The sequence below is a fragment of the Nocardia aurantia genome (assembly GCF_009604425.1).
Lineage (GTDB): Bacteria > Actinomycetota > Actinomycetes > Mycobacteriales > Mycobacteriaceae > Nocardia > Nocardia aurantia.
Genome location: NZ_WEGI01000003.1, coordinates 564290 through 590650 on the forward strand (window position 1 = coordinate 564290; position 26361 = coordinate 590650).

General features: G+C 70.0%; 24 protein-coding genes and 1 riboswitch. Of the genes, 17 read left to right on the plus strand and 7 right to left on the minus strand.

Annotated features, from left to right (window positions below):
- The first annotated feature begins 29 nt into the window (after positions 1 to 29).
- The 7 genes from NRB56_RS08930 (at position 30) to NRB56_RS08960 (ending at position 8366) form a co-directional block, all read left to right on the plus strand.
- Positions 30 to 1268, plus strand: a complete 1239-nt coding sequence (locus NRB56_RS08930) for a PucR family transcriptional regulator (protein ID WP_153340201.1) — start codon at positions 30 to 32, stop codon at positions 1266 to 1268.
- A gap of 9 nt (positions 1269 to 1277) precedes the next feature.
- Entirely contained in the window at positions 1278 to 2237 is a 960-nt protein-coding gene (locus NRB56_RS08935) for an acyl-ACP desaturase (RefSeq protein ID WP_319942742.1), read from the plus strand.
- A 343-nt stretch (positions 2238 to 2580) separates the two neighbouring features.
- A complete protein-coding gene (locus NRB56_RS08940) occupies positions 2581 to 3789 on the plus strand; it encodes an esterase/lipase family protein (protein ID WP_153340202.1) in 1209 nt (402 codons plus the stop codon).
- Positions 3790 to 4014: 225 nt separating this feature from the next.
- Entirely contained in the window at positions 4015 to 5394 is a 1380-nt protein-coding gene (locus NRB56_RS08945) for an ABC1 kinase family protein (RefSeq protein ID WP_319942743.1), read from the plus strand.
- Between the two features lie 64 nt (positions 5395 to 5458).
- Positions 5459 to 6463 carry a zinc-binding alcohol dehydrogenase family protein gene (locus tag NRB56_RS08950; protein WP_153340497.1) on the plus strand — a complete coding sequence of 335 codons (1005 nt, stop codon included), beginning with the start codon at positions 5459 to 5461 and terminating at the stop codon, positions 6461 to 6463.
- A gap of 149 nt (positions 6464 to 6612) precedes the next feature.
- Positions 6613 to 7488 carry an expansin EXLX1 family cellulose-binding protein gene (locus NRB56_RS08955; RefSeq protein ID WP_153340204.1) on the plus strand — a complete coding sequence of 292 codons (876 nt, stop codon included), beginning with the start codon at positions 6613 to 6615 and terminating at the stop codon, positions 7486 to 7488.
- Positions 7489 to 7712: 224 nt separating this feature from the next.
- Entirely contained in the window at positions 7713 to 8366 is a 654-nt protein-coding gene (locus NRB56_RS08960) for a cutinase family protein (RefSeq protein WP_153340207.1), read from the plus strand.
- Between the two features lie 8 nt (positions 8367 to 8374).
- On the opposite strand, the gene NRB56_RS08965 is transcribed toward NRB56_RS08960, so the two are convergent.
- The 3 genes from NRB56_RS08965 to NRB56_RS08975 all read right to left on the minus strand — a co-directional run bounded on the left by NRB56_RS08965 (position 8375) and on the right by NRB56_RS08975 (position 11367).
- Positions 8375 to 10069, minus strand: coding sequence for a bifunctional metallophosphatase/5'-nucleotidase (locus NRB56_RS08965; RefSeq protein ID WP_153340209.1), 1695 nt, complete (start codon positions 10067 to 10069; stop codon positions 8375 to 8377).
- A gap of 86 nt (positions 10070 to 10155) precedes the next feature.
- The gene (locus tag NRB56_RS08970) at positions 10156 to 10827 is read right to left on the minus strand and encodes a biliverdin-producing heme oxygenase (RefSeq protein ID WP_153340211.1); all 672 of its coding nucleotides are present in this window, start codon (positions 10825 to 10827) and stop codon (positions 10156 to 10158) included.
- A 117-nt stretch (positions 10828 to 10944) separates the two neighbouring features.
- A complete protein-coding gene (locus NRB56_RS08975; protein ID WP_153340213.1) occupies positions 10945 to 11367 on the minus strand; it encodes an SRPBCC domain-containing protein in 423 nt (140 codons plus the stop codon).
- A 173-nt stretch (positions 11368 to 11540) separates the two neighbouring features.
- On the opposite strand from NRB56_RS08975, the gene NRB56_RS08980 reads away from it, so the two are divergent.
- Together NRB56_RS08980 and NRB56_RS08985 are read left to right on the plus strand one after the other, a co-directional pair.
- The gene (locus tag NRB56_RS08980; RefSeq protein ID WP_319942744.1) at positions 11541 to 12077 is read left to right on the plus strand and encodes a PadR family transcriptional regulator; all 537 of its coding nucleotides are present in this window, start codon (positions 11541 to 11543) and stop codon (positions 12075 to 12077) included.
- Positions 12074 to 13456, plus strand: coding sequence for a DHA2 family efflux MFS transporter permease subunit (locus tag NRB56_RS08985; RefSeq protein ID WP_153340215.1), 1383 nt, complete (start codon positions 12074 to 12076; stop codon positions 13454 to 13456). Before NRB56_RS08980 ends, NRB56_RS08985 begins: the two co-directional genes overlap by 4 nt.
- A gap of 4 nt (positions 13457 to 13460) precedes the next feature.
- Here NRB56_RS08985 and NRB56_RS08990 read toward each other — a convergent pair whose 3' ends face one another.
- Both NRB56_RS08990 and NRB56_RS08995 read right to left on the minus strand, forming a co-directional pair.
- A complete protein-coding gene (locus NRB56_RS08990) occupies positions 13461 to 14186 on the minus strand; it encodes a TetR/AcrR family transcriptional regulator (RefSeq protein WP_153340217.1) in 726 nt (241 codons plus the stop codon).
- 70 nt (positions 14187 to 14256) lie between these two features.
- A complete protein-coding gene (locus NRB56_RS08995; protein WP_319942745.1) occupies positions 14257 to 15483 on the minus strand; it encodes a cytochrome P450 in 1227 nt (408 codons plus the stop codon).
- Between the two features lie 291 nt (positions 15484 to 15774).
- Between NRB56_RS08995 and NRB56_RS40075 the strand changes: the two genes are divergently transcribed.
- Positions 15775 to 16371: a phosphatase PAP2 family protein gene (locus NRB56_RS40075; protein WP_153340221.1), complete on the plus strand. Its 597-nt coding sequence runs from the start codon at positions 15775 to 15777 to the stop codon at positions 16369 to 16371.
- A gap of 5 nt (positions 16372 to 16376) precedes the next feature.
- Here the strand turns inward: NRB56_RS40075 and NRB56_RS09005 are convergent, their stop codons facing one another.
- Together NRB56_RS09005 and NRB56_RS09010 are read right to left on the minus strand one after the other, a co-directional pair.
- Positions 16377 to 17255, minus strand: coding sequence for a nuclease-related domain-containing protein (locus NRB56_RS09005; protein WP_319942746.1), 879 nt, complete (start codon positions 17253 to 17255; stop codon positions 16377 to 16379).
- Between the two features lie 134 nt (positions 17256 to 17389).
- Positions 17390 to 19066 (minus strand): GMC oxidoreductase, encoded by a 1677-nt coding sequence (locus NRB56_RS09010; RefSeq protein ID WP_153340225.1) that lies wholly within the window; start codon positions 19064 to 19066, stop codon positions 17390 to 17392.
- A 107-nt stretch (positions 19067 to 19173) separates the two neighbouring features.
- Between NRB56_RS09010 and NRB56_RS09015 the strand changes: the two genes are divergently transcribed.
- The 7 genes from NRB56_RS09015 (at position 19174) to gcvP (ending at position 26361) form a co-directional block, all read left to right on the plus strand.
- A complete protein-coding gene (locus tag NRB56_RS09015; RefSeq protein WP_153340228.1) occupies positions 19174 to 19824 on the plus strand; it encodes a CDP-alcohol phosphatidyltransferase family protein in 651 nt (216 codons plus the stop codon).
- 105 nt (positions 19825 to 19929) lie between these two features.
- Complete coding sequence (gene gcvH, locus NRB56_RS09020; protein ID WP_319942747.1) at positions 19930 to 20328, plus strand: glycine cleavage system protein GcvH; 399 nt, start codon at positions 19930 to 19932, stop codon at positions 20326 to 20328.
- Between the two features lie 167 nt (positions 20329 to 20495).
- Positions 20496 to 20975: an oxoglutarate dehydrogenase inhibitor Odhl gene (odhI, locus tag NRB56_RS09025; protein ID WP_319942748.1), complete on the plus strand. Its 480-nt coding sequence runs from the start codon at positions 20496 to 20498 to the stop codon at positions 20973 to 20975.
- A gap of 12 nt (positions 20976 to 20987) precedes the next feature.
- On the plus strand, positions 20988 to 21794 hold the full coding sequence (gene ftsR / locus NRB56_RS09030; protein ID WP_153340230.1) for a transcriptional regulator FtsR: 807 nt from the start codon (positions 20988 to 20990) through the stop codon (positions 21792 to 21794).
- A 72-nt stretch (positions 21795 to 21866) separates the two neighbouring features.
- Positions 21867 to 22340, plus strand: coding sequence for a bifunctional nuclease family protein (locus tag NRB56_RS09035; protein ID WP_153340232.1), 474 nt, complete (start codon positions 21867 to 21869; stop codon positions 22338 to 22340).
- A 230-nt stretch (positions 22341 to 22570) separates the two neighbouring features.
- On the plus strand, positions 22571 to 23164 hold the full coding sequence (locus NRB56_RS09040) for a MerR family transcriptional regulator (RefSeq protein ID WP_319942749.1): 594 nt from the start codon (positions 22571 to 22573) through the stop codon (positions 23162 to 23164).
- Between the two features lie 59 nt (positions 23165 to 23223).
- Positions 23224 to 23316, plus strand: a riboswitch (glycine riboswitch).
- A gap of 189 nt (positions 23317 to 23505) precedes the next feature.
- A complete protein-coding gene (gene gcvP / locus NRB56_RS09045) occupies positions 23506 to 26361 on the plus strand; it encodes an aminomethyl-transferring glycine dehydrogenase (RefSeq protein ID WP_319942750.1) in 2856 nt (951 codons plus the stop codon).

Genomic DNA, 26361 nt, shown 5'->3' on the forward strand with positions numbered 1-26361 from the left:
GCTGGGACAAGAGTCTGGGGTGATCGGCGATGACAAGATCCGCACCTGTGCTGGGCCGCGCGCGGCCGCTGCGAGCGGCCGGACCCGGCGTCCACCCACCCGCCGGGCGCCACATTCCCCGGCCCCCCGAAGCCGCCCTCGCCGACCGGTTCCGGCCGGGCGACGGGTCCGATGAGGCCGATCTACCCGCCGCGCTGCGGAACTGCCTCGCGCTGGCCGCGGGCGCGGGCGAGGAGCCCGATCCCGCCGTCACGGTGGATCTGGTCGGCCGGGCCGCGCGGTGGGCGCGCGAGGGCGTCGACCTGGACGCCGTGCTGCGCGGCCTGCACGAGACGGTCCGCGGGGAACTCGCCGCGATCGCCGCCGAGCGCCGGCGCCCGGACGAGTTGCCGGGCCTGTTCGAGGCGGCGCTGCGGCTGCTGGAGACCGTCACCGTCGCGGTCACCGCGGCCTATCTGGACGAGCACCGGCAGGCCGCCCGGCATCATCAGACCGCCGCGCAGACCCTGGTCACGGCCCTGCTCAGCGGGCACGGCCGCACGGCCCTGGCCCAGCGCACCGGCATCGGCGTCGCGCCCGCGTATCAGGTGGTGGCGTTGGCGATCCCGCCGCATCCGGGCGAGCGCGACGGGCACGGCAACCCGGAATCGGCCGCGCGCCGCAAGCTGCGCCGGCTGCAGAGCGCCCTGGCTCCGACGCTGGGTTCGCGGGCGCTGTCGCTGCTGTCGATCGACGGCGGCATCGTGCTGGTCCCGCTGGATCCGCGCGACGGCGCCGCCACCGCCCGGCTGGGCGCGCAGACCATGACCGCGGACACCGTCGAGGTGCTGTCGGAGGCCGCGTCGGTGCCGCTCACCGCGGCCGTCGTGGACGGCGATACCGAGCGGATCCCCGAACTCGCGGGCCAGGCGCGGGAATTGCTGGACCTGGTACGCTCCCTGGGCCGTCCGCCGGGGCTGTACCGGCTGGCCGACGTGGCGGTGGAGTATCAGCTCACCAGGCCCGGACCCGCCCGCGAACATCTCGCGGCGCTGCTCGGGCCGCTGGCACCCCACCCCGACCTGCTGGAAACCCTGAGGATCTATCTGGATTCAGGTTTGGACCGCAAGGCCGCCGCCCGCCGGCTGGAGATCCACCCGAACAGTGTGTCGCATCGGATGCGGCGTGTCGAACGACTCGCCGGAGTGGATCTGAGCCATCCCGCCGGGATCTCACGCGCCAGTTTGGCGCTGCTCGCCCTCGATCTCATATCCGACTCTCACACCTAAGGAGATTGCGTGACCTCAGGCATGACCGACGAGGACCTGCTCCTCGAGCTGGAACCGGTCGCCGCCCGCCTCCTCGACGAACACCTCGGGAAGGCGAAACCGTGGAATCCGCACGACTATGTGCCGTGGGACGACGGCCGCAACTTCGCCGCGCTGGGCGGCACGGACTGGGAACCGGGCCAGTCGCGGCTGTCGGAGGTGGCCCGGATCGCGATGGTCACCAACCTGCTCACCGAGGACAATCTGCCCTCGTACCACCGGGAACTCGCCGAGACCTTCGGATTCGACGGCGCTTTCGGCACCTGGGTGGGCCGGTGGACCGCCGAGGAGAACCGGCACTCCATCGTCATGCGCGATTATCTGGTGGTCACCCGCGCGGTGGATCCGGTGGCGCTGGAACAGGCCCGGATGGCCCACATGACCACCGGGATCGCCAGCCCGGAGGGGCCGCAGCTGCTGAAAGGCGTTGCGTACGTGACCTTTCAGGAGCTGGCCACTCGGATCAGCCACCGCAACACCGGGGGCGCGTGCGATGAGCCGATCGCCGAGCGCATGCTGCAGCGGATCGCCGCGGACGAGAACCTGCACATGATCTTCTATCGCGGCATGTCCGCGGCGATCCTGGACCTGTGCCCGGACGACATGATGCGGGCGATCACCGACGTCGTGACACGATTCCAGATGCCGGGCCTCACCCAGCCCAACTTCCGGCGCAACGCGGTGATCCTGGCCAAACACGGCATCTACGACCTGCGGCAGCATCTCGACGTGGTGATCCGTCCGGTGCTGCGCAGCTGGAACGTCTTCGAGCGCACGGACCTGACCGGCCCCGGCGAACAGGCCCGCGATCGGCTGGCGGCCTACCTCGACGATCTGGAGGGCAAGGCCCGGCGTTTCGAGGAACAGCGGGAACGGGTCCTCAACCGCCGCGATCGTGCCGAGCGGCGGAAGGTCGCCGTGCCCGCCTGATCCGGCGCGCCGGCGCCCGGAGAGAATTGTCCCGTGATCGCGGACTGTTTCTTCGTGATAATTCTGTGATTCGGCACCGCGGTTCGCAATGTGCGAACCGCGGTGTTCTCGTATGCGATCCCGTTTGTGCTCGCGAATCGTTTCACGCGACGCCGGAATGTAGGGCTTGTAGCTTCTCACCACCGGGATTCGGCGGGGCTCGTGAGGTTTCGAAGGCTCGATCGAGACCCGTCGTGACCGGTTCGCGGCCGTTCTAGCGTGAGCGCGATTCCAGGGTGCCGGAACGCCGGAGGGACCCGCGCCCCGGAACGAGAACATCGTGGTTCGCAGAAGGGCTCGAAGAATGACACGTACCATCCGCCGCCGGCCGCTGCGCGCGGCCGTCCTCACGGGGGCGGCGATCCTGGCCGCCGGAATCGCCGGTATCGGCGCGAGCGCGGATCCGATCCCGCTCACCGCGGCCGATCCGGAGCAGCAACTCGTCGACTACATCGACCAGGGATTGAAGAATCCCGATTCGCATCCGATCGCCGGGACCGGGTCCGCGTGCACCTCGGGCAGCGGCGCCGGTTCCGGGAACGGATCGGGCAACTGCTACGGCGGATCCGGATCCAGTTCCGGATCGTCGGGCGGGTACTCGTCCGACACGGCCGGCTCCGGGCCGGCCCAGACCGCCTTCCTCGCGGCGTTCGGATATTCGATGTTCCACCCCGATGTGGCGCCGCCGGGCGCCAACGACTGGAACTGTAAACCGTCCGCGGCGCATCCGGAGCCGGTGGTGCTGGTGCACGGCACCTGGGAGAACGCGTACAGCAACTTCGCCTACGCCAGCGGGCCGATCGCCGCGGCCGGGTTCTGTGTGTTCACCTTCGACTACGGCCGGTCGAATCTGCCGCAGGGCGGCGGTCTCGGCTCGGTGCTGCCGGGCGCCTACGGGACCGGCCTCATCCAGGACTCGGCGCAGCAACTGTCGGTGTTCGTCGACAAGGTGCTGGGGGCCACCGGGGCGCCGCGGGTGGATCTGGTCGCGCATTCGCAGGGCGGGCCGATGTCGCGGTGGTACCTCAAATTCGACGGCGGCGCGGCGAAGGTGCACCGGGAGATCACCTTCGGGGCGACCAATCACGGCACCACGCTGGTCGGGATCGGGGCGCTCGGCCGCGCGATCAACAACTTCGGCATCGATGTGCTCGGCCTGGTGGAGATCTTCGTGGGCCACTCCGGGATTCAGCAGACCGTCGGGTCCGATTTCGTGAATCAGCTGAACGAGGGCGGCGACACCGTGCCGGGCGTGGACTACACCGTGGTCGGCACCCGCTACGACGAGATCACCACGCCCTATGATCTGACCTTCCTGCAGGCCGGTCCGGGCGCCACGGTCCGCAACATCACCCTGCAGGACGGCTGCGACCAGGATCTGTCCGACCACCTGACGCTGATGTACTCGCCGCGGGTGCTCTCGATCATCCTGAACACCCTCGACCCGCAACAGAATCCGAATCTCGTGTGCACGTTCAACCCATGGCTGCTCGGTGGTGGCGGTTCGCTCTGAGGCACGCGGACACGGTCGTGGCGGCGGGTTACCGGGCGATCTCGTCGTACACTCTGTGCTTCGGGTCCGGTGGGCGATATGCCGGGCGTGCTCGGTCGACGACAGTGGATCGGCGGCATTCGGACGTCGGCGTTTCGGAACAACGAGGACAAGGCGGTCGTCAGCGGTGCAGAGTCGCATTCGGACAGAGGCGGGAACAGGGACCGGCAACCGGGCGGGTGACCGGTGACGGCGGCGGTGGAGACGGAGACCGTGCCGGCGGTGCTGCGCCCGGCGCTGGAGAAATTCGGTTTCGCGGAGCGGTGGCGCACCGCGGCGATCGCCGGGGTGCTCGGCGGCAACATCACCAAGCGGATCGTGTCGCGCGGCGGCTTCGCCGGACGCAAGCGGCGGCTGGCGATGGCCGACGGCACCGTCGACGGCTTCGAGACGCTCGGCCCGATGTTCGTGAAACTCGGGCAGCTCATCGCCTCCTCGCCGGGCGCGTTCCCGAAGGAGCTGGCCGACGCCTGCCTGCGCTGCCTGGACGACGTGCCGCCGTTCCCGGCCGCCGCCGCCCGCGCGACCATCGAGGCCGATCTGGGCCGGCCGATCGAGGAGCTGTTCCGCGAGTTCGACGACCGGCCGCTGTCGGCGGCCTCGGTGGCGCAGGTGCACGCCTGCGTGCTGCTCGACGGCCGGGAGGCCGTGGTCAAGGTGCAACGGCCCGACATCGCCCGGCGCATGATCGTGGATCTGCGCGCCGCCTACCGGCTGGCCGGACTGCTGGAGAAGCGGTCGGAGAACGCGCGGGTCGCCAACGCGCAGGGCGTGGTCCGCGATCTGTACGAGACCACGGTCGCGGAGCTGGACTTCCGCAACGAGGCGGAGAATCAGGCCCGCGCCCGCGCCAATCTCGGCTCCTTCGGCGACAACACCCATGTCACGGTACCCGAGGTGTTCTGGGAGTACTGCGGCCCGCGGGTGCTGTCCATGGAACGCATGCGCGGCATGCCGCTGGATCGGTTCGACGACATCCGGCTGGTCCACCCGGATCCGGAGCTGCTGATCCGCCGCCTGGTGAAGGCGTGGCTGGAGAGCCTGATCACGCACGGCATGTTCCACGGCGATGTGCACGCGGGCAATCTGTGGCTGCTCGAGGACGGCCGCGCGGCGATGCTCGATTTCGGCATCGTGGGCCGGATGGCCGGTCCCTGGCGCGATTTCGTCGCCGCGCTGTTCCACGCCAGCGCGATCGACGGGGATTTCCGCCCGGTCGCGCGGGCGTTGCGCGAACTGGACATGGTCGACGCCGAGGCCGGCGACGACGCCACGATCGGCCGGCAGCTGGCCACCGCGCTGGCGCCGGTGCTGGCCGGGCAGCTGGCCAATCTCGACATGGGCAAGGTGGCGGCCCGGCTCGTGGAATTCGGCAAGCGGCGCAAGGCATCCGGGCCGGAACAGCTGATCCTGATGGGTAAGCAGCTGGCCTACTTCGAGCGCTACGCCAAGGCGCTGGCCCCCGGCTGGCGGCTCGGACAGGATCTCTACCTGTTCCGCAACATCTTCCCCGAGGAGGTGGCGGCCAAGGCCGCCGCCGAGGGCCTGGAGTTGCCCGCGGAGTGATCCCGGCCCGGCCGGTGCCGTGGAAAGGGGTGTGGCAGTGAGCTTCTCGGACGCGCCGACCGAGATGACGGCCTGGCGGGCGCTGCGGCCCGGCCCGATCGGCACCGGTCCGCTGGACCGGGTCCGGGCGCCCGTCCCGGTACCGGCGGCGGGGGAGCTGCTCGTCCGGGTCCGGGCGTGCGGGGTCTGCCGCACCGATCTGCATGTGGCCGAGGGCGATCTGCCGGTGCATCGGCCCGGGGTGATCCCCGGCCACGAGGTGGTCGGGGAGGTGGTGGCGGCCGGCCCCGGCGTGCGGGCCGAGCCCGGTCAGCGGGTGGGCATCGCCTGGCTGCGGCACACCTGCGGGCAGTGCCGGTACTGCCTGCGCGGCGCCGAGAACCTGTGCCCGCGTTCGCGATACACCGGCTGGGACGCCGACGGCGGCTACGCCGAATTCGCCGTGGCGCCCGCGGATTACGCGCATCCGCTGCCGGCCGGGTACTCCGACGCCGAACTGGCGCCGCTGCTGTGCGCCGGGATCATCGGGTACCGGGCGTTGCGACGGGCCGCGTTGCCCGACGGCGGCCGGCTCGGGATCTACGGTTTCGGCGGCAGCGCGCACCTGGCCGCGCAGGTCGCACTGGCCCGCGGGGCCGAGGTGCACGTGATGACCAGGGATCCGGCGGCGCGGGAACTGGCGCTGGCCCTCGGGGCGGCCTCCGCGCAGGGCGCCGCCGACCCGCCGCCGGTGGCGCTGGACGCCGCGATCCTGTTCGCCCCGGTGGGCGATCTGGTGCTGCCCGCGCTGGCGGCGCTGGATCGCGGCGGGGTGCTGTCGATCGCCGGCATCCATCTCAGCGACATCCCGGCGCTGAACTACCAGCGACATCTGTTCCAGGAGCGGGAGATTCGCTCGGTCACCGCCAATACCCGCGCGGACGCACGGGAATTCCTGGCCTTCGCGGGTGCGCACCGGCTCGACGTGACCGTGCATCCGTATCCGCTCGGCGCGGCCGACCGCGCGCTGTCCGATCTGGCTCACGGGAAGTTTGCCGGTGCGGCGGTGCTGGTACCTGACACGCCGTAGACACGCCGAGTAGGCCGCCCCGACCTGACTGTTCACCCCATACGTCCGGCGTTGTCCTGCTTTGCTGGACGGAAATTGCTGTCCGGAACAGTGCCGTACGGAACAGCATGTGATCGGGAAACGGCAGGTGACGCGACGGAGGTGGGCCGATGCATCGGGTGGCGCGGGACGAGCACGTGCGGGCGGTACGACCGTGGCTGTGGACCACATTCGCGGTGGCCGCGCTCGCGGCGGCGGTGGTGTGGCTGCTGCTGCCGGCGCCGGCGGCCTGCCACGGTGCGTCGAATCCACCGCCCGCGAACACCATCAAAGTGGTGAGATCTCCTGTGGCGCAGCCTGGTCCGGACGCCGAACATGTCGACGCCGCAGTCCCGCGGCAGGCCCGGTACTTCGCGCTCGGGAGCGGTGAGGTGGCGTGCTCGTTCCCGGAACTTCCGCCCGACGGTCTCTACGTCGGGCTGCCCAGCGACGAATTCGGCGGCGGCGCACTGTGCGGCGCCACCCTGGACCTCACCGGGCCGCTGGGATCGGTGCGGGCGACCGTGGTGGACCGGTGTCCCGGTTGTGCCGCACACCAATACGACGTGAGCACGGCGGCGTTCACCCGGATCGCGAATCGCGCCGCCGGGGTCGCCGACATCCGGGTGGGGCGCGTGCACAATCCGAATCCGGCGCCGGATCTGATGTACCGGGTCGAGAGCGGCTCCTCGTCCGACTGGCTGGGTCTGCTCGTCGCCGAGACCGGGAATCCGGTGAGCCGGGTGGAGGTTCGGCCCACCGCGGGGGGCGCCTCGCACAGTCTCACCCGCGGCAGTGACAACTGGTGGACGATGTCCGGTCTCGGCTGGGGGCCGTTCGACGCCGTGGTGACCGACACCGACGGGCATCAGGTCCGGGTGCCGGGCATCGTGCTGTCGCCGGGACGGGTGCAGCACACCGGGATCGCGCTGTACGAAGGATCCCCGCCGCCCGCGCCGCCGGGGCCGGATCCGAAAGCGGCGGCCGCCGCGCCGGTCTGCACCTGATCGCCGGAATCGGCTGCGGCCGGCGAGGTCTCGGCACGGATGCCGGGGGTTCGCCGACGGTCGGCCGGGCATTCCGTCCGGATACGGTTGCGCGACAATTGGATATACTCCCGGCTCGCGCGTTGCCGCTGCCCGGGACCGCACCTACCTTGGGTTTTGTCGGCTCCGGCCCTCGTCGAGGACGAAGGTCGAGCCGCTCACAACGGCGTGAGTAGGTGAGAACGATGAGCGACCGAAAAATGTTGCTGTCCAGGAAGTGGCGCATCGCGGGGGTGGCGGCGGCCGTGGTCACGGCCGGTCTGCTGTATCCCGCTCCAGCGGCCCGGGCGCAGAGTTGCGCGGCGGTGGAGGTGGTGGTGGCCAGGGGCACCGGGGAGCCGGGATATCTCGGCAGCGCGGTGGGCGATCCGCTGCTCGCCGCGCTCCGGGAACGATTGCCCGTCGGCGTCGCCGGGTATCGGGTGAACTATCCGGCGGACCTGACCGATCTCTACTCGGTCGGCGCGGGCAGCGCGGATCTGGTGGCGCACTTGGCATTCGAAGCGGCGGCCTGCCCGGCGCAGCGATTCGTGCTGGCCGGCTATTCGCAGGGCGCGGCGGTGATCCACACCGCGCTGGGCACCGGCGTCACCGGCGGAATACCGGGCGGGCTCCGGCTTCCCGGCGATCTCGGCGACCGGGTAGTGGCGGTGCTGTTGTTCGGCGACCCGATGCGACTGGGCGGCTGGGCCGTACCCGGTCCGTATCTGGGCCGCACCGGAAACTGGTGTGCCCCGGGCGATCCGGTGTGCGCGGGCGGCCTCGACCCGGAGGCGCACGTGGTCGCCTACGGCGACAGCATCCTCGCCGCGGCGAACTTCACCGCCGATCGGCTGTGAGCCGCCGGTCAGCGGCGTTCGATCCGGCCCGACGGCGGCTCGACCGACCCCCGCGTCCGCAGATAGGACTCGAGGGCGTCGAGATCCGTCGGGCCGACCGCGGTCTGGCTGCCCTGGGTGAACACGGAGAATCCGTCGCCGCCCGCGGCGAGGAAATTGTTCGTCGAAACCTGGTAGGAGGCAGCGGGATCCAACGGCCGGCCGCCGATGTGCACGCTGCCCGGCACCACCTTGTGCCCGGCCGGCGCCGTGTCGTCGTAGGCGTAGGTGATCCCCGCGACGGACAGCACGCCCGGCTTGCTCACGTTGTTCCATTGCTGCTCCAGCAGATTCACGATCTGCTCGCCGGTCAGCCGCACGGTGACCACCGCGTTGCCGAACGGCTGCACCGTATAGGCCTGCTCGTAGGTGATGGCCCCGCCGGTCAGATCCGCGCGCACCCCACCGGGATTCATGAACGCGGCCACCGCCTGCGCCGGCGCCATCGCCGACAGCATCGCGTCCGCGATCACGTCGCCGAGCGGGGAATCGCCCGCGGGCGCCGGTTCCATGGGCAGCGGACCACTGGAGTCGCCGATCACCCGCTTGGCCCGCGGCTCGGCCTGGGCGGTGAAGAAGTCCACCAGCTTCGCGGCGGCCGGATCGGGGGTGACGGTCTGGGTGACAACGCGATTCACCGCGGTGGCGTCCACCGTGCCGTCGTGGAAACGCAGCGTGATGTCGCTGATCAGCCGTCCGTAGGAGGCAGCCTGGGTGACCAGCTTCCCGGCGACGGTGCAGTTGTATGCCTGGTGGGTGTGGCCGGTGATCAGGACGCGCACCGCGGGATCCACCCGCTGCGCCAGCTTCGTGACGTTGCCGGAGACGTCGGCGCATCCGTTGTAGTCGACCGGGGCGCCGTGGGTCTGCTGGGTGCCGCCGTCGTGCAGCAACGCCACCACGGTCTCGGCGCCCTCGGCGCGCAGTTGCGGGACGGCCTTGTCGATCGCCTCGGCCTCGTCGCCGAACCGGTACCCCTGAATGCCCTGCGGCATCACGATGTTCACGGTGTCGGGGGTGACCACCCCGACGACCCCGATCTTGTGCCCGCCGAGGGTGAGCACGGTCGACGCCTTCAGACCCGGCGGCAGTTGCCCGTTCGCGTCGGTGACGTTCGCGGCCAGGTACGGGAAGCGCGCGCCGCGGAACGGTTCGCCGGGGGAGCAGCCGTCGGCCGCGCACCCGCCCTGCTGCAGCCGGATCAGTTCCGGTACGCCGTGGTCGAATTCGTGGTTGCCGACCGAGGACGCGGCGGTGCCGATCGAGTTCAGGAAGTCGATGGCCGGCTCGTCGTGGAACAGCGCCGAGACCAGCGGGCTGGCGCTGACGTTGTCGCCCGCCGAGAGTACCGCGCTGTCCGGATATTTCGCCTTCAGCTTCGCCAGATGTGCGGCCAGGTACGCCGCCCCGCCCGCGGCGTAGGTGCCGACGTGCCCGTTGGTTCCGGTGGGCGGTTGCAGGTTCCCGTGCAGGTCGTTGATCCCGAACAGGTGGACCTCACCGGCCTTGGCGGCGGGCAGGTTGTCGGTCGAGATCAGCGGCACCGTTCCCGGCGGGGCGGGAGTGGTGGACGCCCCCGTACCCTCGGATCCGCCACAACCGGCGACCAGCAGCAACCCTGCCACCGCGGCACTCGCCGCGACGAGACGACAGCGAACGTTCATGTCTACAGACTCTGGCAGACCGCGTTGGCCCCCGCGCTACGGACAGGTGAACTCCGTACCGCCGCAACCGCTCCGAGCCCCGGTGCTCACCCCTCGCGGCGCACCGGGAACTCGGCGGCCAGCTCCCGGAACAGTGCGGTGTTCAGTGTGAAGGCGTTGCGGCACTCCCCGAGCACCCGCTGCCGTTCCAGGTCGTCGACGGGCAACTCGTCCAGCAGGACGCGGTACTTCCGCTTGAAGGCGGCCGGATTCGGGATGTGGTCGAAGACGTAGAACCGCACCCCGTCACCTCGTTTCGGCAACTGCCACAACTTCTCCGCGGTGCCGCGGATGACCTGTCCGCCGGACAGATCGCCGAGGTAGCGGGTGTAGTGATGGGCGACGTAGCCGGCCGGCCAGGTCCGCGCGCACTCCTCGATCCGCGCGGCGTATCCGGCGGTGGACGGCAGCGGGTCGATCCCGTCGCGCCAGTCCGGCCCGCCGAGATGCGCCAGATCCGTTTCGAGCGCCGCCAGCCGCGCCAGTTCCGGCCGGACGAACCGCCCGGCCACCGGATCGGCGGCGAGGATGTCCCCGTGCGCCTCCAGCGCCCGGTACACGTGCCAGAGCTGGCCGGTGTAGCGATAGAAGGCGTCCACTCCCAGTGCCCCGCCGAGCAGATCGCCCATGAAGGTGGAATTCTCGGCGTCGGCGTGCTGCTGCGCGGTGGCGGTGCGGATCTGCGTGGAGAACGGCACGGTCTCGAGGGTGTCGGTCATGGTCGCTCTCGTCTCGCCCGGCTGTGGGTTTGGGTTACCTAACTTCACATCCGACGATACGGGCTCGACCGACCGGGTGGCATCGAACTTTCGGATGGTTCGGCCACCTTCGGCCGGTCAGTCCAGGGGGTCGCCGGATTCCAGATAGGCACGTAGATCGGTGAGCAGGCGGGTCCAGATCCGGGCGGCCTCGTCGAGCTGGTCGTCGGGGAGGTCGCGGTGGGTGACCGTGACGCGGACGCGGGGACCGCTGAAGGCGATGTCGACCTCGACCACCGAGGTGCGCTCGGCGGCGCCGGTCTCGCCGGGGCGGGCCCAGGTGTGCGCGAATCGGCGCGGCCGGTCCACCTCGAGGATCGTGCCGAGGAAGTCGGCGGTGCCGTCGCGGCGCTGCTGCCGCCAGACTCCGCCGCGTTCCCACTCGGCGACCGTGCGGCGATCCCGGTACCGGGCGGTCACCTCGGCATCGGTGAGCGCGACCCAGACCAGTTCCGGCAGGCTCGCGATCTCGACGGCGTGCACGACCTTCGGCGCATCCACTCGTTGCCGTCCTCTCCCGCGGGCCGGGGCGCGCCCGCGCTGTTCCGCGCAACCGTACCGCGATCGGTGACGCTGTTCCGGGCAGTCGGGCGGGTCGGTCCTCGCGGCGTGCCGTGCGCGGGAAATCGGTGCGTACCTCGCTATTCCAGCCGAACATAGGTTACGGTGGACTAGTGTCCTACGTCGAAGTGCTGATCCTGCGGCATCTCATGCGCGGTCCGGCCCACGGGTACGACCTGCGCAAGCACGTGGAGGAGAACACCGGGGTGGTGCTCAACAACAACGCGCTCTATCCGGCGCTGCGGCGGTTCGAGGAGGCCGGCGCGGTCACCAAGGAATCCGAGCAGTCGCCGGGCCGCCCGGTCCGGCACGTGTACACGCTGACGCCGACCGGGCGGGAACTGTTGCAGGACCTGCTGGCCGAGCTACCGCCCGATCAGGCGGCCACCGAGGCGGAATTCCTCACGCGCGCGGCGCATTTCGCGATGCTGACGGTGCCCGAGCGGATGCGGGTGCTGGACGCCCGTGAGCGGGCCGTGCGCCGGCAGCTGGATCAGGTGCGCGGTCAGGCCGCGCGCACCACGCCGGTGGAGTGGGGCCGCCGGATCGCCGAGGAGATGGTGCGCCGCGGCGAGGCCGAATTGGTGTGGCTGGCCGAGCTGCGCCACCACGCGCACACCGAACCTGTTCTGCCGGAAGGGGAATCATGACCACCACGGTGACCGCGCCGCGCCTCGGGCCGGTGACGCAGTACGCGCTGCTGGCCGGGCCGTTGCTGTCCATGCTGGACTCCAGCATCGTGAACGTGGCGGTGGCGCCGATCGCGGCGCGGCTGCACACCGATCTGACCGCCGTGGGCTGGACGGTCAGCGGATATCTGCTGGCCATGGGCGCGGGTCTGGCCGCCACCTCATATCTGGCCCGGCGCTTCGGGACGCTACCGGTGTACCGGACGGCGCTGTTGCTGTTCACCCTCGCCTCGGTGGCGTGCGCGCTCGCCCCGGCGATCGGCTTCCTGGTGGGAGCCCGTGTGTGCCAAGGGCTTTCGGGAGCGCCGCTGGTCCCGTTGGCGATGAGCATGCTGCTCGGTAACGGCGGCGCCACCCGGTCGATGTCGCCGATCGGCGGGATGCTGTTGTTCCTCGGCCCCGCGCTCGGGCCCAGCGTGGGCGGGGCGCTGATCGGTAGCGTCGGCTGGCGGGCGATCTTCTTGATCAACGCGCCGCTGGGCCTGCTCGCGGTGCTGGCGGCGCTGCGGATCCCGCCCGCGCTGGCTCCCGGCCGCACGGCCGGGGTCCGGTTCGATCCGGTCGGGCTGGCGGTCCTGGCGACGGGACTGACGGCCCTGCTCTACGGCACCGGTAAGGGTGGGCAGCACGGCTGGTCGGCGCCGGGCACCTGGGGGCCGATCGCGCTCGGCGCGGTGCTGCTGCTCGCCTACACCGGCTGGGCGGGTCGCCGGGAACATCCGGCCCTCGACCTCACCGTCGCGCGGTATCGCAGTTCCGTTCTGGCCCTGTGCCTCTGCGCGGCCGCCTCGATCGTCACCTTCGCCGCGGTGTTCCTGCTCCCGGTGTTCCTGCAGACGGTCCAAGGGCATTCGGCGCTGGTGACCGGTCTGGCGATGTTGCCGCAGGGCGTCCTCACCGGGCTCGGCACGGTGGCGGGGCAGCGCGTGCTGACCCGAATCTCGGTGCGTACCACCGTCTTCGCTGGATTCACGGTCCTCGCGGTGGCCAGCGCCGCGATGCTGGCGATCGACGCGCAGACTCCGATCGCGGTCACCGCCGCCATCCTGGCCGCGCGGTCGGTGTCGGTGGGCCTGGTGATCACCCCGCTGCTCGCGGTGCTGCTGCAACCGCTGCGACCCGAGCGACTGGCCGACGCCAACACACTGTTCAGCATCTGGCAGCGCATCGCCGGATCGTTCGGCGTCGGTGCGATCGCGAGCTGGTACGCGAGCGCGGCGGTCCGCCACGGGCCGGTGGCCGCGCTGCATCAGACCGCGTGGGGCCTGATCGTGCTGGCCGCGGTGGCGGTCCCGGCCGCGGTCGTGCTGCCCGCCACCCGCAACACCGCGCTGCTGTGACCGGTCAGGACCCGGCGAGGCCGATGCTGCGGGCCAGTTCGACCAGGGTCGCGTCGAACAACGCGTCCGGATCGCCCAGCGGCATAGGGTAATTGCCGAACACCTCGAGGGTGACGTGCCCGTACAGCCGGGCCCAGAACTGGATCATCAGGTACGTCACGCCCAGATCCAGCTTCTCCGCTGGGAAGTCCGGGCCGTCCTCGCCGAGCACGGCCAGCAGTTCGGACTGGAACTTCACCAGATCCTCGCGCAGCCCGTGCGGAATCGCCTCCGGCGCCGGCGTGACGATGTCGTGGGCGGCCAGTAGCCGCCCGGCCGCGCCCAGGAACACCCGGCCGAACGGTTCGTCGAATTGCCGCATGGCACTGGGGTTGTCGCCCGCGGGCGAGGCGAACACCAGCGTGAACTCCCGCGCGTGCCGCAGCGCCCACTGCCGGAAACCCTTGCAGATGGCGAACAGTTGCACCACGCCGTCGTCGGGCAGTTCGGTGAGGTCGGCCGCCAGTTCCGCGGCGAGATCGACACAGATGTCGCTGCGCAGCGTGCCGACCAGTTCGTCGCGCGAGGCGTAGTAGCGGTACAGGGCGGGCGCGGTGATGCCCAGGGTGCGCGCGATCGCGCGCAGGGTCACCGCCTCCGGACCCTGTTCCACCAGCAGGGCACGCGCGACCCGCCGGATGTCCGCGTCGCTGACGGCGGGCACCCGGCCCCGGCGCCCGGGCGTCGTCATGCCGGGCCCATCTGTATGGTCATGCCGGGCCCCGGCGGTGTGGTCGTGCCGGGCCCCGGCGGTGTGCAGCTCATTCGTAGGCAACCTGCCAGCTCTTGATTCCGTTCAACCACCCCGAGCGTAGCCGCACCGGATCGGCCGTTTGCCGCAGGTTCGGCATCGTGTCGGCGATGGCGTTGAAGATCAGGTCCAGTTGCAGCCGCGCCAGATTGGCGCCGACGCAGTAGTGCGTACCGGTGCCACCGAAGCCGACGTGCGGGTTCGGGTCCCGCAGCACGTCGAAGCGGAACGGGTCGGTGAAGTGCTCCTCGTCGAAGTTGGCGGAGCCGTAGAACAACCCGACCCGCTGGCCGGCGCGGATCGGCTGACCGCCGATCTCGGTGTCGGACAACGCGGTTCGCTGGAACACGATCACCGGGGTGGCCCAGCGCACGATCTCGTCGGGTGCGGTGCGCGGCCGCTGCTCCTTGTACAGCTCCCACTGGTCGGGGAAGTCCAGGAACGCCTTCATGCCGTGGGTGGTCGCGTTGCGGGTGGTCTCGTTGCCCGCCACCGTGAGCAGGATGACGAACCAGGCGAACTCCTCGGAACCCAGTGCCTCGCCGTCGATGTCGGCGGTGACGAGTTGGCTGACGATGTCGTCGGCCGGGCACTTGCGCCGCTCCTCGGCGAGATTCCAGGCGTAGCCCATGATCTCGGCCGTGGCGGTCATGTGGTTGCCGCCGTAGCTCGGATCGTCGTAGCTCATCATCTGATTCGACCACTCGAACAGCTTGCCGCGGTCGGACTGCGGCACGCCCAGCAGTTCGGCGATGGCCTGCAGCGGAAGCTCGCAGGCGACCTGCTGCACGAAGTCCCCGCCGCCGGACTTCCTGGCCTCGTGGACGATTCGCTCGGCGCGGTCCTGGAGGGCGGCGCGCAGGCTCTGCACCGCGCGGGGGGTGAAGCCGCGGGAGATGATGCGGCGCAACTTGTCGTGCGCCGGCGGGTCGGTGTTGACCAGCATGGCCCGCTGGATGTCGATCTCCGCGCGGCTGATCTCGCCGGAGAACCGGATCACCGCGGTATTGGCGTTGGTGGAGAACACCTCCGAGTTCTTGGAGATCTCCTTGATGTCGGCCAGCCTGCTGACCACCCAGTAGCCGCCGTCGTCGAAGCCGGAGACCCCGTCGGGCTGGTCCACCCACCACACCGGCGCGGTCCGCCGCAGTTCGGCCCATTCCTCGACGGGTAGCCGACCGGCGAGCAGATCGGGATCGGTGAAGTCGAAATCGTGCGAGATGGACGGTGTGGTCACGGCGTCTCCTGCCTCGATTGCGGCGCAGCGAGACCCCGCCCGGAGTGCGCGGATCATCGCCCGCGAGCCCTCACGTCACCGCGATGTGGAACACGTTCGCGCTAGTGAACCACAGCGGAGGTTATTTGTGAACGGGTATTAATAAATAACGTTAACCTTCTTGCCGGGGGCCCGGCCCTTGGGTGCGACCGCCCGGCTGAACGAGGACCACGCCGCGCCCGGCGCGGCGGGTGCTGGGCCGGGCGCGGCGCCGTCGCCCCGGATGCGCCGGACCGGTTATCGTCGGGCCCCGTGTATCGATCGATCCCGGACCTCCGCCTGACCGCCGTCGTTGCCGTGGGTGTGCTGGTGACCGTCCTGGTGCCGCTCACGGTCCCGGCGGACGGGGGACCGGCCGCCACCGACCGGGTGCTCGAGGAGGGATTGCAACGGGCCGGTGATCGCGATCCGGGACTGTTCGCGGCGCTGGTGATCCCGAGCAACGGCTACGTGCTGATCCCGCTGCTGCTGCTCGGCGTGCTGCTGTATGCCCGGGGCGGCAACCTCTTCGCCGCCGGATTCCTGCTGGTGGCACCGGAACTCGCGGTGGCGATCAACACGTGGGCGTTGAAACCGTTGTGGCACCGGCAGTTACACGACTATCTCGCTTATCCGAGTGGCCACACCGTCCAATTCGTCGCGATCGCAACGGCTTTCGTACTCGTCGCGGCGGACGGGCGGACCCGGATCGCGGTGGGTGTCGTGGCGGCGGTGGTGCTGGTGCCGGTCGGCGCGGGCATGGTGGGACTCGGTTACCATCATCCGACCGACATCGTGGGCGGAGCGGGCGCCGCCGTCGCGCTCGTGACCGCGATGTACGCCGGCGCGGACCGGCTGCGACGGCACTGAACCGGTCACGTCATCGAGTGCACGACCACCGTCAGCACGAACCAGATCACCCAGGCCACGGCCACCAGCATGCCCAGCGCCAGCATCACCCGCATCAGCGTCTGACCCAGGTCGAGGCCGTCCGATCGGCGCGGATACAGCTCCCAGGGGCTGTACCAGGGCATCGTGAACGGCAGCGCGCCGGCGGCCTCGGCCGCGGACATGGCCTGCTCCTCGTGATACGCCTCCGCCTGCGCCTGGAGCGGGCCGCCGCGCCACAGTGTGGTGTCGACCGGGCCGCCGAAGCCCTCGGCGACCAGATCCTGCGGCGCCGGCAGATAGGGCAGGATGCCCAGGCCGCGGAAGGACAGCGCCACATCGTTGGCGGTCCACTGGGCGCGGCCGAGCGAGGCCTGCGCCTGCAGATGATCGCGCAGCCGATCCGGGGTGTCGCCGAGCACGATCTGCAGGGCCGGATCGCTCCACAACTGCTGGAGCCGCAGCTGGGACCCGTTGGGCGGGATCACCAGCACCACACCGAGTATCACGCGCTGACCGAGACCGCGCTCGGCCAGCCAACTCTGTAGTGCGAAGGTGTGGTCGCGCGACGCCTCGGTGGGACTGCGGCGGCTGTCGCCCTCCAGGGTGACCGGCCGGCCGCTGACCCGCCACGGGCCGTGCGGCGGCACCTCGAGATCGCCGGAGATCTGCTCCCGCAGCGTCTCCGCCTCGACCACCACACAGGTGGTCGGCGTCCAGATCACGGCGTCGAACTGGTGCAGCCGGTCCTGGTGGAACAGGCTGCAGTTCACCGTCGCGACGCCGTTCGGGTCCCCGGGCTCCTTCCACTGCCGCAACCACTCGATCAACACCCGCTCGGCCTGGGTGCCGGCGGCATTCTGCACGCGCACGAGCATTGCGACCCGCCCTTCGTTCGACACTCGTCACCCGAAAGCATAAGTGCCCGCAGGGGTTCGCCACGAGATCCGGCCGCGATCCGGCGCGCCCGCGCCGCGAACGGCGGCGCGGGCGCCCGATCTCAGCGCAACGGGGTGATCGGCAACCGCAGTGCGCCGGGCGCGAATTCGGGCACGGCCGGTTGCGCCGGGACGACCGGCAGGATCCGGCGGTACCGGTTGCCGAGTTCGGGCCGCGGATCCGGCTCACCCTTGTTGGGCCAGAACGCCATCGCGCGCTCGGCCTGCGCGGTGATGGTCAGCGACGGGTTGACGCCCAGGTTCGCGGTGACCGCGGAGCCGTCGGCGATGTGCAGGCCGGGATGCCCGAACACCCGCTGATACGGGTCGACGACACCGGTCTCCGGACTCTCGCCGATCACGCAGCCGCCGATGTAGTGCGCGGTCGCGGGGATGTTGAACACGTCGGTGACCAGGCCCTGCGCATCGCCGTCCACCTTCTCGGCGAACCGGCGCGCGATATCGTGCGCGGCCGGGATCCAGGTCGGATTCGGTTGTCCCGTACCCTGTTTCGTCCGCAGTCCGCCCCAGCGGCGGAACGAGGTGAGCGAGTTGTCCAGCGACTGCATCACCAGCAGAATCACCGACTTCTCCGAGGCGTGCCGCGCGTTGAGACTGCGCAGATAGGCACCCGGGTGGGTGAACATCGCCAGCAGGAAGCGCAGGAACCGGAACGCGCCGCCGTCGACCATCGGCGTCGACAGCGGGAACAACGCGTTCTGGCCCTTGCCGTAGTGGCAGACCTCGATGTGGGTGTCCGGTTCGGGATGGATCGAGGAGGTGATGGCGATGCCGTCCGCGAAATCGCGGCGGGTGCGGCTGAACACGTTGAGGATCGCCTCGGAATTGCTCCGGGTGAGCTCGCCCAGCCGTGGCGAGATCCGCGGCAGCACCTTGTCGTCACGCATCTTGTGCAGCAGCTTCTGGGTGCCCAGCGCGGCCGCGGCGAACACCACCTGTTCGGCGGTGAAAGTCTTGCGGTGCTTGCGGATCCGGCCATCGGAGCGCTGGGTCTCGATGGCGTAGCCGCCGCCGACCATCGGCCGCACCCGGGTCGCGGTGGTCAGCTCGAACACCTTCGCGCCGCCGGCCTCGGCCAGGTACAGGTAGTTGGTCGGGGTGGTGTTCTTGGCATTGTGCGGGCAGCCGGTGAAGCAGCGCGCGCAGTGGATGCAGCCGCTGCGCCGCGGCCCGGCGCCGCCGAAGTAGGGATCGTCGACCTCCACACCGCGATTGCCCTCGTTGAAGAAGACGCCGACATTGGTGGTGTGGAACGTGTTCAGCACGCCGAGGTCCTCGGCGATGTCGCGGATCACCTCGTCGGCGGGGGTCATGCGAGGGTTGGGGGTGACCCCGAGCATCCGTTTCGCCTGGTCGTAGTAGGGTGCGAGCTCGGACTGCCAGTCGGTGATGTGGGCCCACTGCGGGTCGCGGTAGAAGTTCGGCAGCGGCTCGTAGAGCGTGTTCCCGTAGATCAGCGAGCCGCCGCCCACCCCGGCGGCGGAGAACACGGCGCACTTGCCGAGCACGCTGATCCGTTGCGGGCCGGTGAGGCCGAGCCGCGGAGCCCAGATGGACTTGCGGACGTTCCAGTTGGTGTCGGGGATGTCGTCGGCCTCCCACCGGCGACCGGATTCCAGGACCGCCACCCGGTAGCCCTTCTCGGTGAGGCGCAGCGCGCTCACGCTCCCGCCGAATCCGGAGCCGATCACCACGACGTCGTAGTCGAAGTAGGGCATTGTCGTCCTCTCACCCCTGCCTGAAATAAATCGTGCCTCATTGTGTCAGCCGCATGCCGCGTCCCCGCCGCGGCGTGGGGAAATGGCGGTCACCGCAGGTTTAGGGTATGCAACTGGCTGTGACGAGTGAACCCCCGGACGCCCTGGCCGAGAAGTCGGGGGAGGCCGGCGCCGATCGGATCCTCACCGTGCCGAACGCGTTGAGCGTGCTGCGGCTGATCGGGGTCCCGGTCCTGCTGTGGCTGCTGCTGGCCCGGCACGCCGACGGCTGGGCGTTCGCCCTGCTGATCGTCAGCGGTGTCACCGACTTCCTGGACGGCAAGCTGGCCCGGTTGCTCGACCAGTCCTCGCGGCTGGGCGCGCTGCTGGATCCGTTCGTGGACCGGCTCTATCTGGTGGCCACGGTGGTCGGGCTGCTGCTGCGCGACATCCTGCCGTGGCCGTTCGTGGTGGTGCTGATCGGGCGCGATCTGGTACTCACCGCGACACTGCCGATCTACCGGCGCCGCGGGCTGGCGCCACCGGAGGTGATCTATCTCGGCAAGGCCGCCACCTTCGCGCTGATGTCGGCGCTGCCGTGGCTGCTGGCCGGCCACATGGACTGGCCGCTGCGCGGGTTCGGGCACGCCTTCGGCTGGGCGCTGCTGGTGTGGGGCACGGCGGTCTACGTGTGGACCGGATTGCTGTATCTCGGCAAGGCGGTCGCGGTGGCCCGGACCGTCCCGATTCCGACCGGTGAACAGCCGCAACGCAGCTGATCGGTCCCGGCGCCCCGGCAGCGGGGTGGTCGGGGGCGCGGTGTCGGGGCGAGCCGATACAGTGGGCACGACGCCGTCGAGAGATCGCCCGAAAGGACATCGCCCGTGACCGACCTTCCCGAGGATCTCCGGTACACCGAGGAGCACGAGTGGGTGCGCCGCGTCGATCCGAACCGGGTTCGAGTGGGTATCACGGATTTCGCTCAGTCACAGCTCGGTGACGTCGTCTTCGTGCAGCTGCCGGCGGCCGATACGAACGTCACCGCGGGGGAGAGCATCGCCGAGGTCGAATCCACCAAGAGCGTCTCCGACATCTACGCCCCGCTGAGCGGGAAAGTCGTTGCGGTGAACGAACTTCTGGACTCCGAACCCGAGGCGGTCAACACCGATCCGTATGGTGACGGCTGGATGTTCGAGTTGCGGTTCGAAGACGCCTCCGAAGTGGACGATGCGCTCTCGAAGTTGCTCGATGCCGCAGGTTATCAAGTAGTTATCGGGGGCTGATCCGCCTTCACAGTTCTACCTGCACGGGTACGCCGTGGCAGGGTACGGTCAATGCCAACAGATGTGCCGGCGGCCGTGCCGGAATCTTCATGGGCGCGACAGCCGGTCGCGTTGGGTGACGGCTTCGGGATGCTTGTACGGATAACGGTTCGAGGAGGAGAGCAAGGGTGAGCGAGAACAAAGACCCGGGTTACGGGGAGAGCGCGGCCGAGACGACTTCGGTATTCCGTGCTGACTTCCTCAACGAGGTCGACGCGTCGCGCTCCGGTGAGCAGACCGGCGAGCAGCCGGTCCAAGGGGTGGAGGGCCTGCCCTCGGGTGCTGCCCTCCTGGTTGTCAAGCGTGGCCCCAACGCGGGCTCGCGCTTCCTGTTGGATCAGCCCACCACTTCGGCCGGGCGCCACCCCGACAGTGACATCTTCCTCGACGATGTCACCGTCAGCCGTCGTCATGCCGAATTCCGTCAGGACGACGACACCTTCCAGGTGGTCGATGTGGGCAGCTTGAACGGCACCTACGTGAATCGGGAGCCGGTGGATTCCTCCGAATTGCAGAACGGTGACGAAGTCCAGATCGGTAAGTTCCGTCTGGTGTTCCTGACCGGTCCGCGTGCCGCCGCGAGTGATTCGGCGGCGGGCGCTCTGTAAACGGCCGCCCAGATGACTGGCGCAGCGCAATGGACACGCGGAGGTATGTCGATCGGCTCCGTGCTGGATTTGCTGCGTCCGGACTTTCCGGACATCACGATTTCGAAGATCCGCTTCCTCGAATCCGAGGGGTTGATCTGCCCGGAGCGCACGCCTTCGGGTTATCGCAGGTTCTCCGTGACCGACGTCGAACGACTCCGGTTCGTATTGACGGCGCAACGGGATCAATACCTGCCGTTGAAAGTGATCAAGGAACAACTCGAGGCGATCGACAGCGGCGCCGCGACGGTCGGGGTGCGCGAGGCGCGCGCCCGGGCCACCGGCGCCGGCGCGAGTGGTCCGGGGCGTGCGCCCGGCACCGCCGACGCGCACGTCACACCCCTGGCTCCGCGGCGGCTGGGTGTGGTGTCCGGTGAGGTCTCCCCGGACGAGCTGCGAACCGACCACGAGATCCGGGTCACCAGAGGCGATCTGCTCGCCCGGGCCGGGATCGACGAGAAATTCCTGACCGAACTCGTGCGCGCCGGGCTGATCACGCCGGGCCCGGCCGGCTTCTTCGACACCGACGCCGTCACGCTGGCCCGGACCGCCCGCGCGATGAGCGAATTCGGTTTGGAGGCAAGGCATCTGCGCGCGTTCAAGCTGGCCGCGGACCGCGAGGCCGCGATGGTCGCGCAGATCGCCGCACCGCTGGCCAAGAGCCGCGACGCCGGCGCCCGCGCCCGCGCGGAGGAGACGGCCCGCGAGTTGGCGGCGCTGTCGCTGACGCTGCACACCTGCCTCGTGAAGACGTCGGTGCGGGCCGCCCTCGGCGGCTGAAATCTTCGCCTAGACTCGGAGATACGGCCGGCACTGCTCGGCGGTCGGCGGAGTCATGGGAGGCGAGACAGCATGAGTGAGATGCGTGTTATCGGCATTCGGGTCGAGCAGCCCCAGAATCAGCCCGTGCTGTTGCTCCGCGAGGTTGCCGGTGATCGCTATCTGCCGATCTGGATCGGCCAGGCGGAGGCGACGGCGATCGTCCTCGAACAGGAGGGCGTCACGCCCATCCGTCCGCTCACCCACGACCTGATCAAGATCCTGATCCACGACCTCGGGCACACCCTCACCGAGGTCCGGATCGTGGATCTGCGGGAGGGCACGTTCTACGCGGATCTGGTGTTCGAGAACGGCCTGCGGGTCTCGGCGCGGCCCTCCGATTCGGTAGCCATCGCGTTGCGGGTGGGTTGCCCGATCCATGCCGAGGAACCGGTGCTGGAGGAGGCCGGTCTGGTCATGCCGGACGAGAAGGAGGACGAGGTGGAGAAGTTCAAGGAGTTCCTCGAGTCCGTCTCGCCCGACGACTTCAAGGCGACCGACAGCTGAGGTTGCCCCCGGAGAGCTCCGGCCGGACCGGAATCCGGGCAAAAGTCCAACCCTCGACTCGAGGTTGAAAAACTCGCCGTGGCGTGGTGTTTCGTCGGCGCCTCTGCTACCCGGACAATCGGGGGAGTAGCCTCGACAGTTAGGCCGTGGCGGCCCAGCCGCCGATCGCGATCGGCCCCAGCCGCCGATCGGGTTGTTTGTTCTACGGTATGCAGTGAGGGAGTGGCCCAGTGGGAGACCAACCGCAGCAGACGACTGCATCCGGCACGCGGCCTGCCGCGGCTGTTCAGCCGGGACTGTTCCCCGACGACACGGTGCCCGACGAGCTGGTCGGCTATCGCGTGCCGAGCGCGTGTCAGGTGGCCGGCATCACCTACCGGCAACTGGACTACTGGGCCCGCACCGGGCTGGTGGTCCCCTCGATCCGCGGCGCCTCGGGTTCCGGTAGCCAGCGGCTCTACTCGTTCAAGGACATTCTGGTCCTGAAGATCGTGAAGCGGTTGCTGAACGCCGGCATCTCGCTGCAGAACATCCGCATCGCCGTCGACCACCTGCGCAGCCGCGGGGTGGAGGATCTGGCCGGCATCACCCTGTTCTCCGACGGCGCCACCGTGTACGAGTGCGCCTCGCCGGAAGAGGTGGTGGATTTACTGCAGGGTGGCCAGGGGGTATTCGGTATCGCCGTCAACGGCGCGATGCGGGAGCTCACCGGAGCGATCGCCGCGTTCCCGGGCGAACGTGCCGAGGAACACACCGCGTCCGAGCGACCCGAGGACGAGCTGGCCTTCCGGCGCAAGGTCCGCCTGAGCCGCAGGACCGGCTAGGCCACGGCCGGAGTCGGAAACATGATCGACACGCCCGGGTGTCTACACTGAGGGTGCGTCGCCGCCGTGCGGGAGAGTTCCGGTAGTTCCGGACGCCGAAGGAGCAGCACCTCCCCGTCAATCTCTCAGGCACCAGGGACCGTACGGAGTTTCGACGCCTCTGGAAAGTGATGGCCGCACACAATGCGGGCCATCCGCCCATGGGGAAAGGGCTCCGTCGGCCGCGTGCGCGCGGTGTGGCGGACCCGAATCTCTCAGGCGCCGCGACAGAGGGGGAGGGCCGAAGTTGCCGTCGCCCTGCGAGCAGGGTGGCCCGCCCGTCCCTCTGCGCAGGAGCTGCCGTGACCCGACCCTTCGCCGACCGCCACATCGGACCCGACGCCGACGCCCTCGCCCACATTCTCGGCGCCATCGAGGTGGCGGGCCTGGCGGAGCTGGCCGGCCGGGTGGTGCCCGCCGGGATCCTCGACCCCGCCGGCGAGGACGGCCTCGACGTGCTGCCGCCGGCCGCCTCCGAGCACGAGGTGCTCGCCGAACTGGCCGCGCTCGCGCATTCGAACACCGTCGCCACCTCGATGATCGGCCTCGGGTACTACGACACGCTGACCCCGCCGGTGCTGGTCCGCAGCCTGCTCGAGAATCCGGCCTGGTACACCGCGTACACGCCGTACCAGCCCGAGATCAGCCAGGGCCGGCTGGAGGCGCTGCTCAACTTCCAGACCATGGTCTGCGATCTCACCGGGATGGCGGTCGCCAACGCGTCCATGCTGGACGAGGCCACCGCCGCCGCCGAGGCGATGACCCTGCTGCGGCGGGCCAACCGGGGCAACGCCTCGCACCGGCTGCTGATCGACACCGACCTGTTCCCGCAGACCCGGACCGTGCTGTACACCCGCGCGGAGCCCCTGGGCATCGAGATCGTCGAGGCGGACCTGAGCGCCGGTGAACTGCCCGCGGGCGAGTTCTTCGGCGTGCTGTCGCAGACGCCCGGCGCGTCCGGCCGGGTCGCCGACCGGACCGCGATGATCGCCGCCGCCCACGAGCGCGGCGCGCTGGTCGCCGTCGGCGCCGACCTGCTGGCGATGACGCTGATCGTCCCGCCCGGGGAACAGGGCGCCGACGTCTGTTACGGGACCACCCAGCGGTTCGGCGTGCCGCTCGGCTTCGGCGGCCCGCACGCCGGATACCTCGCGGTCCATGCGAAGCACGCCCGTCAGCTGCCCGGACGGCTGGTCGGGGTGTCGGTCGACGCCGACGGGAACACCGCCTACCGGCTCGCGTTGCAGACCCGCGAGCAGCACATTCGCCGGGAGAAGGCCACCAGCAACATCTGCACCGCGCAGGTGCTGCTGGCCGTCGTGGCCGCGATGTACGCGAGCTACCACGGCGCCGACGGCCTGCGCGCGATCGCCCGGCGGGTGCACGGGCACGCGCAGTGGCTGGCCGCGGGGCTCGGCGGCGCGGTGGTGCACGAGTCCTTCTTCGACACCGTGCTGGCGCGGGTGCCCGGCGGCGCGGAGGCCGTGGTCGCCAAGGCCAAGGGCCGCGGCATCAATCTGCGGCTGGTCGACGCGGACCACGTCGCGATCGCCTGCGACGAGGCGACCACCGACGTGCATGTGGTCGCGGTGCTCGACTGTTTCGGCGCGGAGATTCCGGTCGGGCCGGAAGGTGCTGTGGCACACGGACATCCGGGCGATCCCGGCAGCCATCGCCGGCCCCACGTCGAGAACCGCACCTCGCCGTTCCTGACCCACCCCGCCTTCACCCGCTACCACACCGAGACCGCCATGCTGCGCTACCTGCGGAGGCTGTCCGACAAGGACATCGCGCTGGACCGCAGCATGATCCCGCTCGGCTCGTGCACGATGAAACTCAACGCGGCCGCCGAGATGGAACCGATCACCTGGCCCGGTTTCGCGCGCCTGCACCCGTACGCGCCGGTGGAGGACGTACCGGGCCTGCTGCGGGTGATCGCCGATCTGGAGGGCTGGCTCGCCGCGATCACCGGATACGATCGGGTGAGCCTGCAGCCCAACGCGGGCAGTCAGGGCGAGTACGCCGGACTGCTGGCCATCCGCCGCTACCACCTGGACCGCGGTGCCGCGCACCGCGACACCTGCCTGATCCCGTCCAGCGCGCACGGCACCAACGCCGCCTCGGCGGCCATGGCCGGGTTGCGGGTCGAGGTGGTGCGGTGCCGGGACAACGGCGACGTCGATCTGGACGATCTGCGCGCGAAGATCGCCGATCACGCGGACCGGCTGGCCTGCATCATGATCACCTATCCGTCCACGCACGGCGTGTACGAGCACGAGATCGCCGAATTGTGCGCGCTGGTGCACGACGCCGGCGGGCAGGTGTACGTCGACGGCGCCAACCTCAATGCCCTGGTCGGCCTCGCCCGGCCGGGCCGGTTCGGCGGCGACGTGTCCCATCTGAACCTGCACAAGACCTTCTGCATCCCGCACGGCGGCGGCGGGCCCGGCGTCGGGCCGGTCGCGGTGCGCGAGCATCTGGCGAGGTACCTGCCCGGCGATCCGCTCCAGGCCGGTTCGCACGCGGTGTCGGCGGCCGAGTACGGCTCCGCCTCGATCCTGCCGATCACCTGGGCCTACATCCGGATGATGGGCGCCGACGGACTGCGCCGCGCCACCCTCACCGCCATCGCCTCCGCGAATTACCTTGCGCGGCGGCTGGATCCGTATTTCCCGGTGCTGTACACAGGCGAGAACGGGATGGTCGCGCACGAGTGCATCCTGGATCTGCGCGAGCTGACCAAGCGCACCGGCGTCACCGTCGACGATGTGGCGAAACGCTTGGCGGACTACGGTTTCCACGCTCCGACCATGAGCTTCCCGGTGGCCGGCACGCTGATGGTGGAGCCCACCGAGAGCGAGGACCTCGCGGAGCTGGACGCCTTCGCGGACGCCATGATCGCGATCAAGGCGGAGATCGATCAGGTGGCGGCGGGGGTGTGGCCGGCCGGCGACAACCCGTTGCGCGGCGCCCCGCACACCGCGCAGTGCCTGGTCGGCGAATGGGACCATCCGTACAGCCGGGAACTCGCGGTCTACCCGCAGGGCGTGCACCACCCGCGGGCCAAGGTCTGGCCGCCGGTGCGGCGCATCGATGGCGCCTACGGCGACCGGAACCTGGTGTGCAGCTGCCCGCCGATCGAGGCGTACGCGGACTGA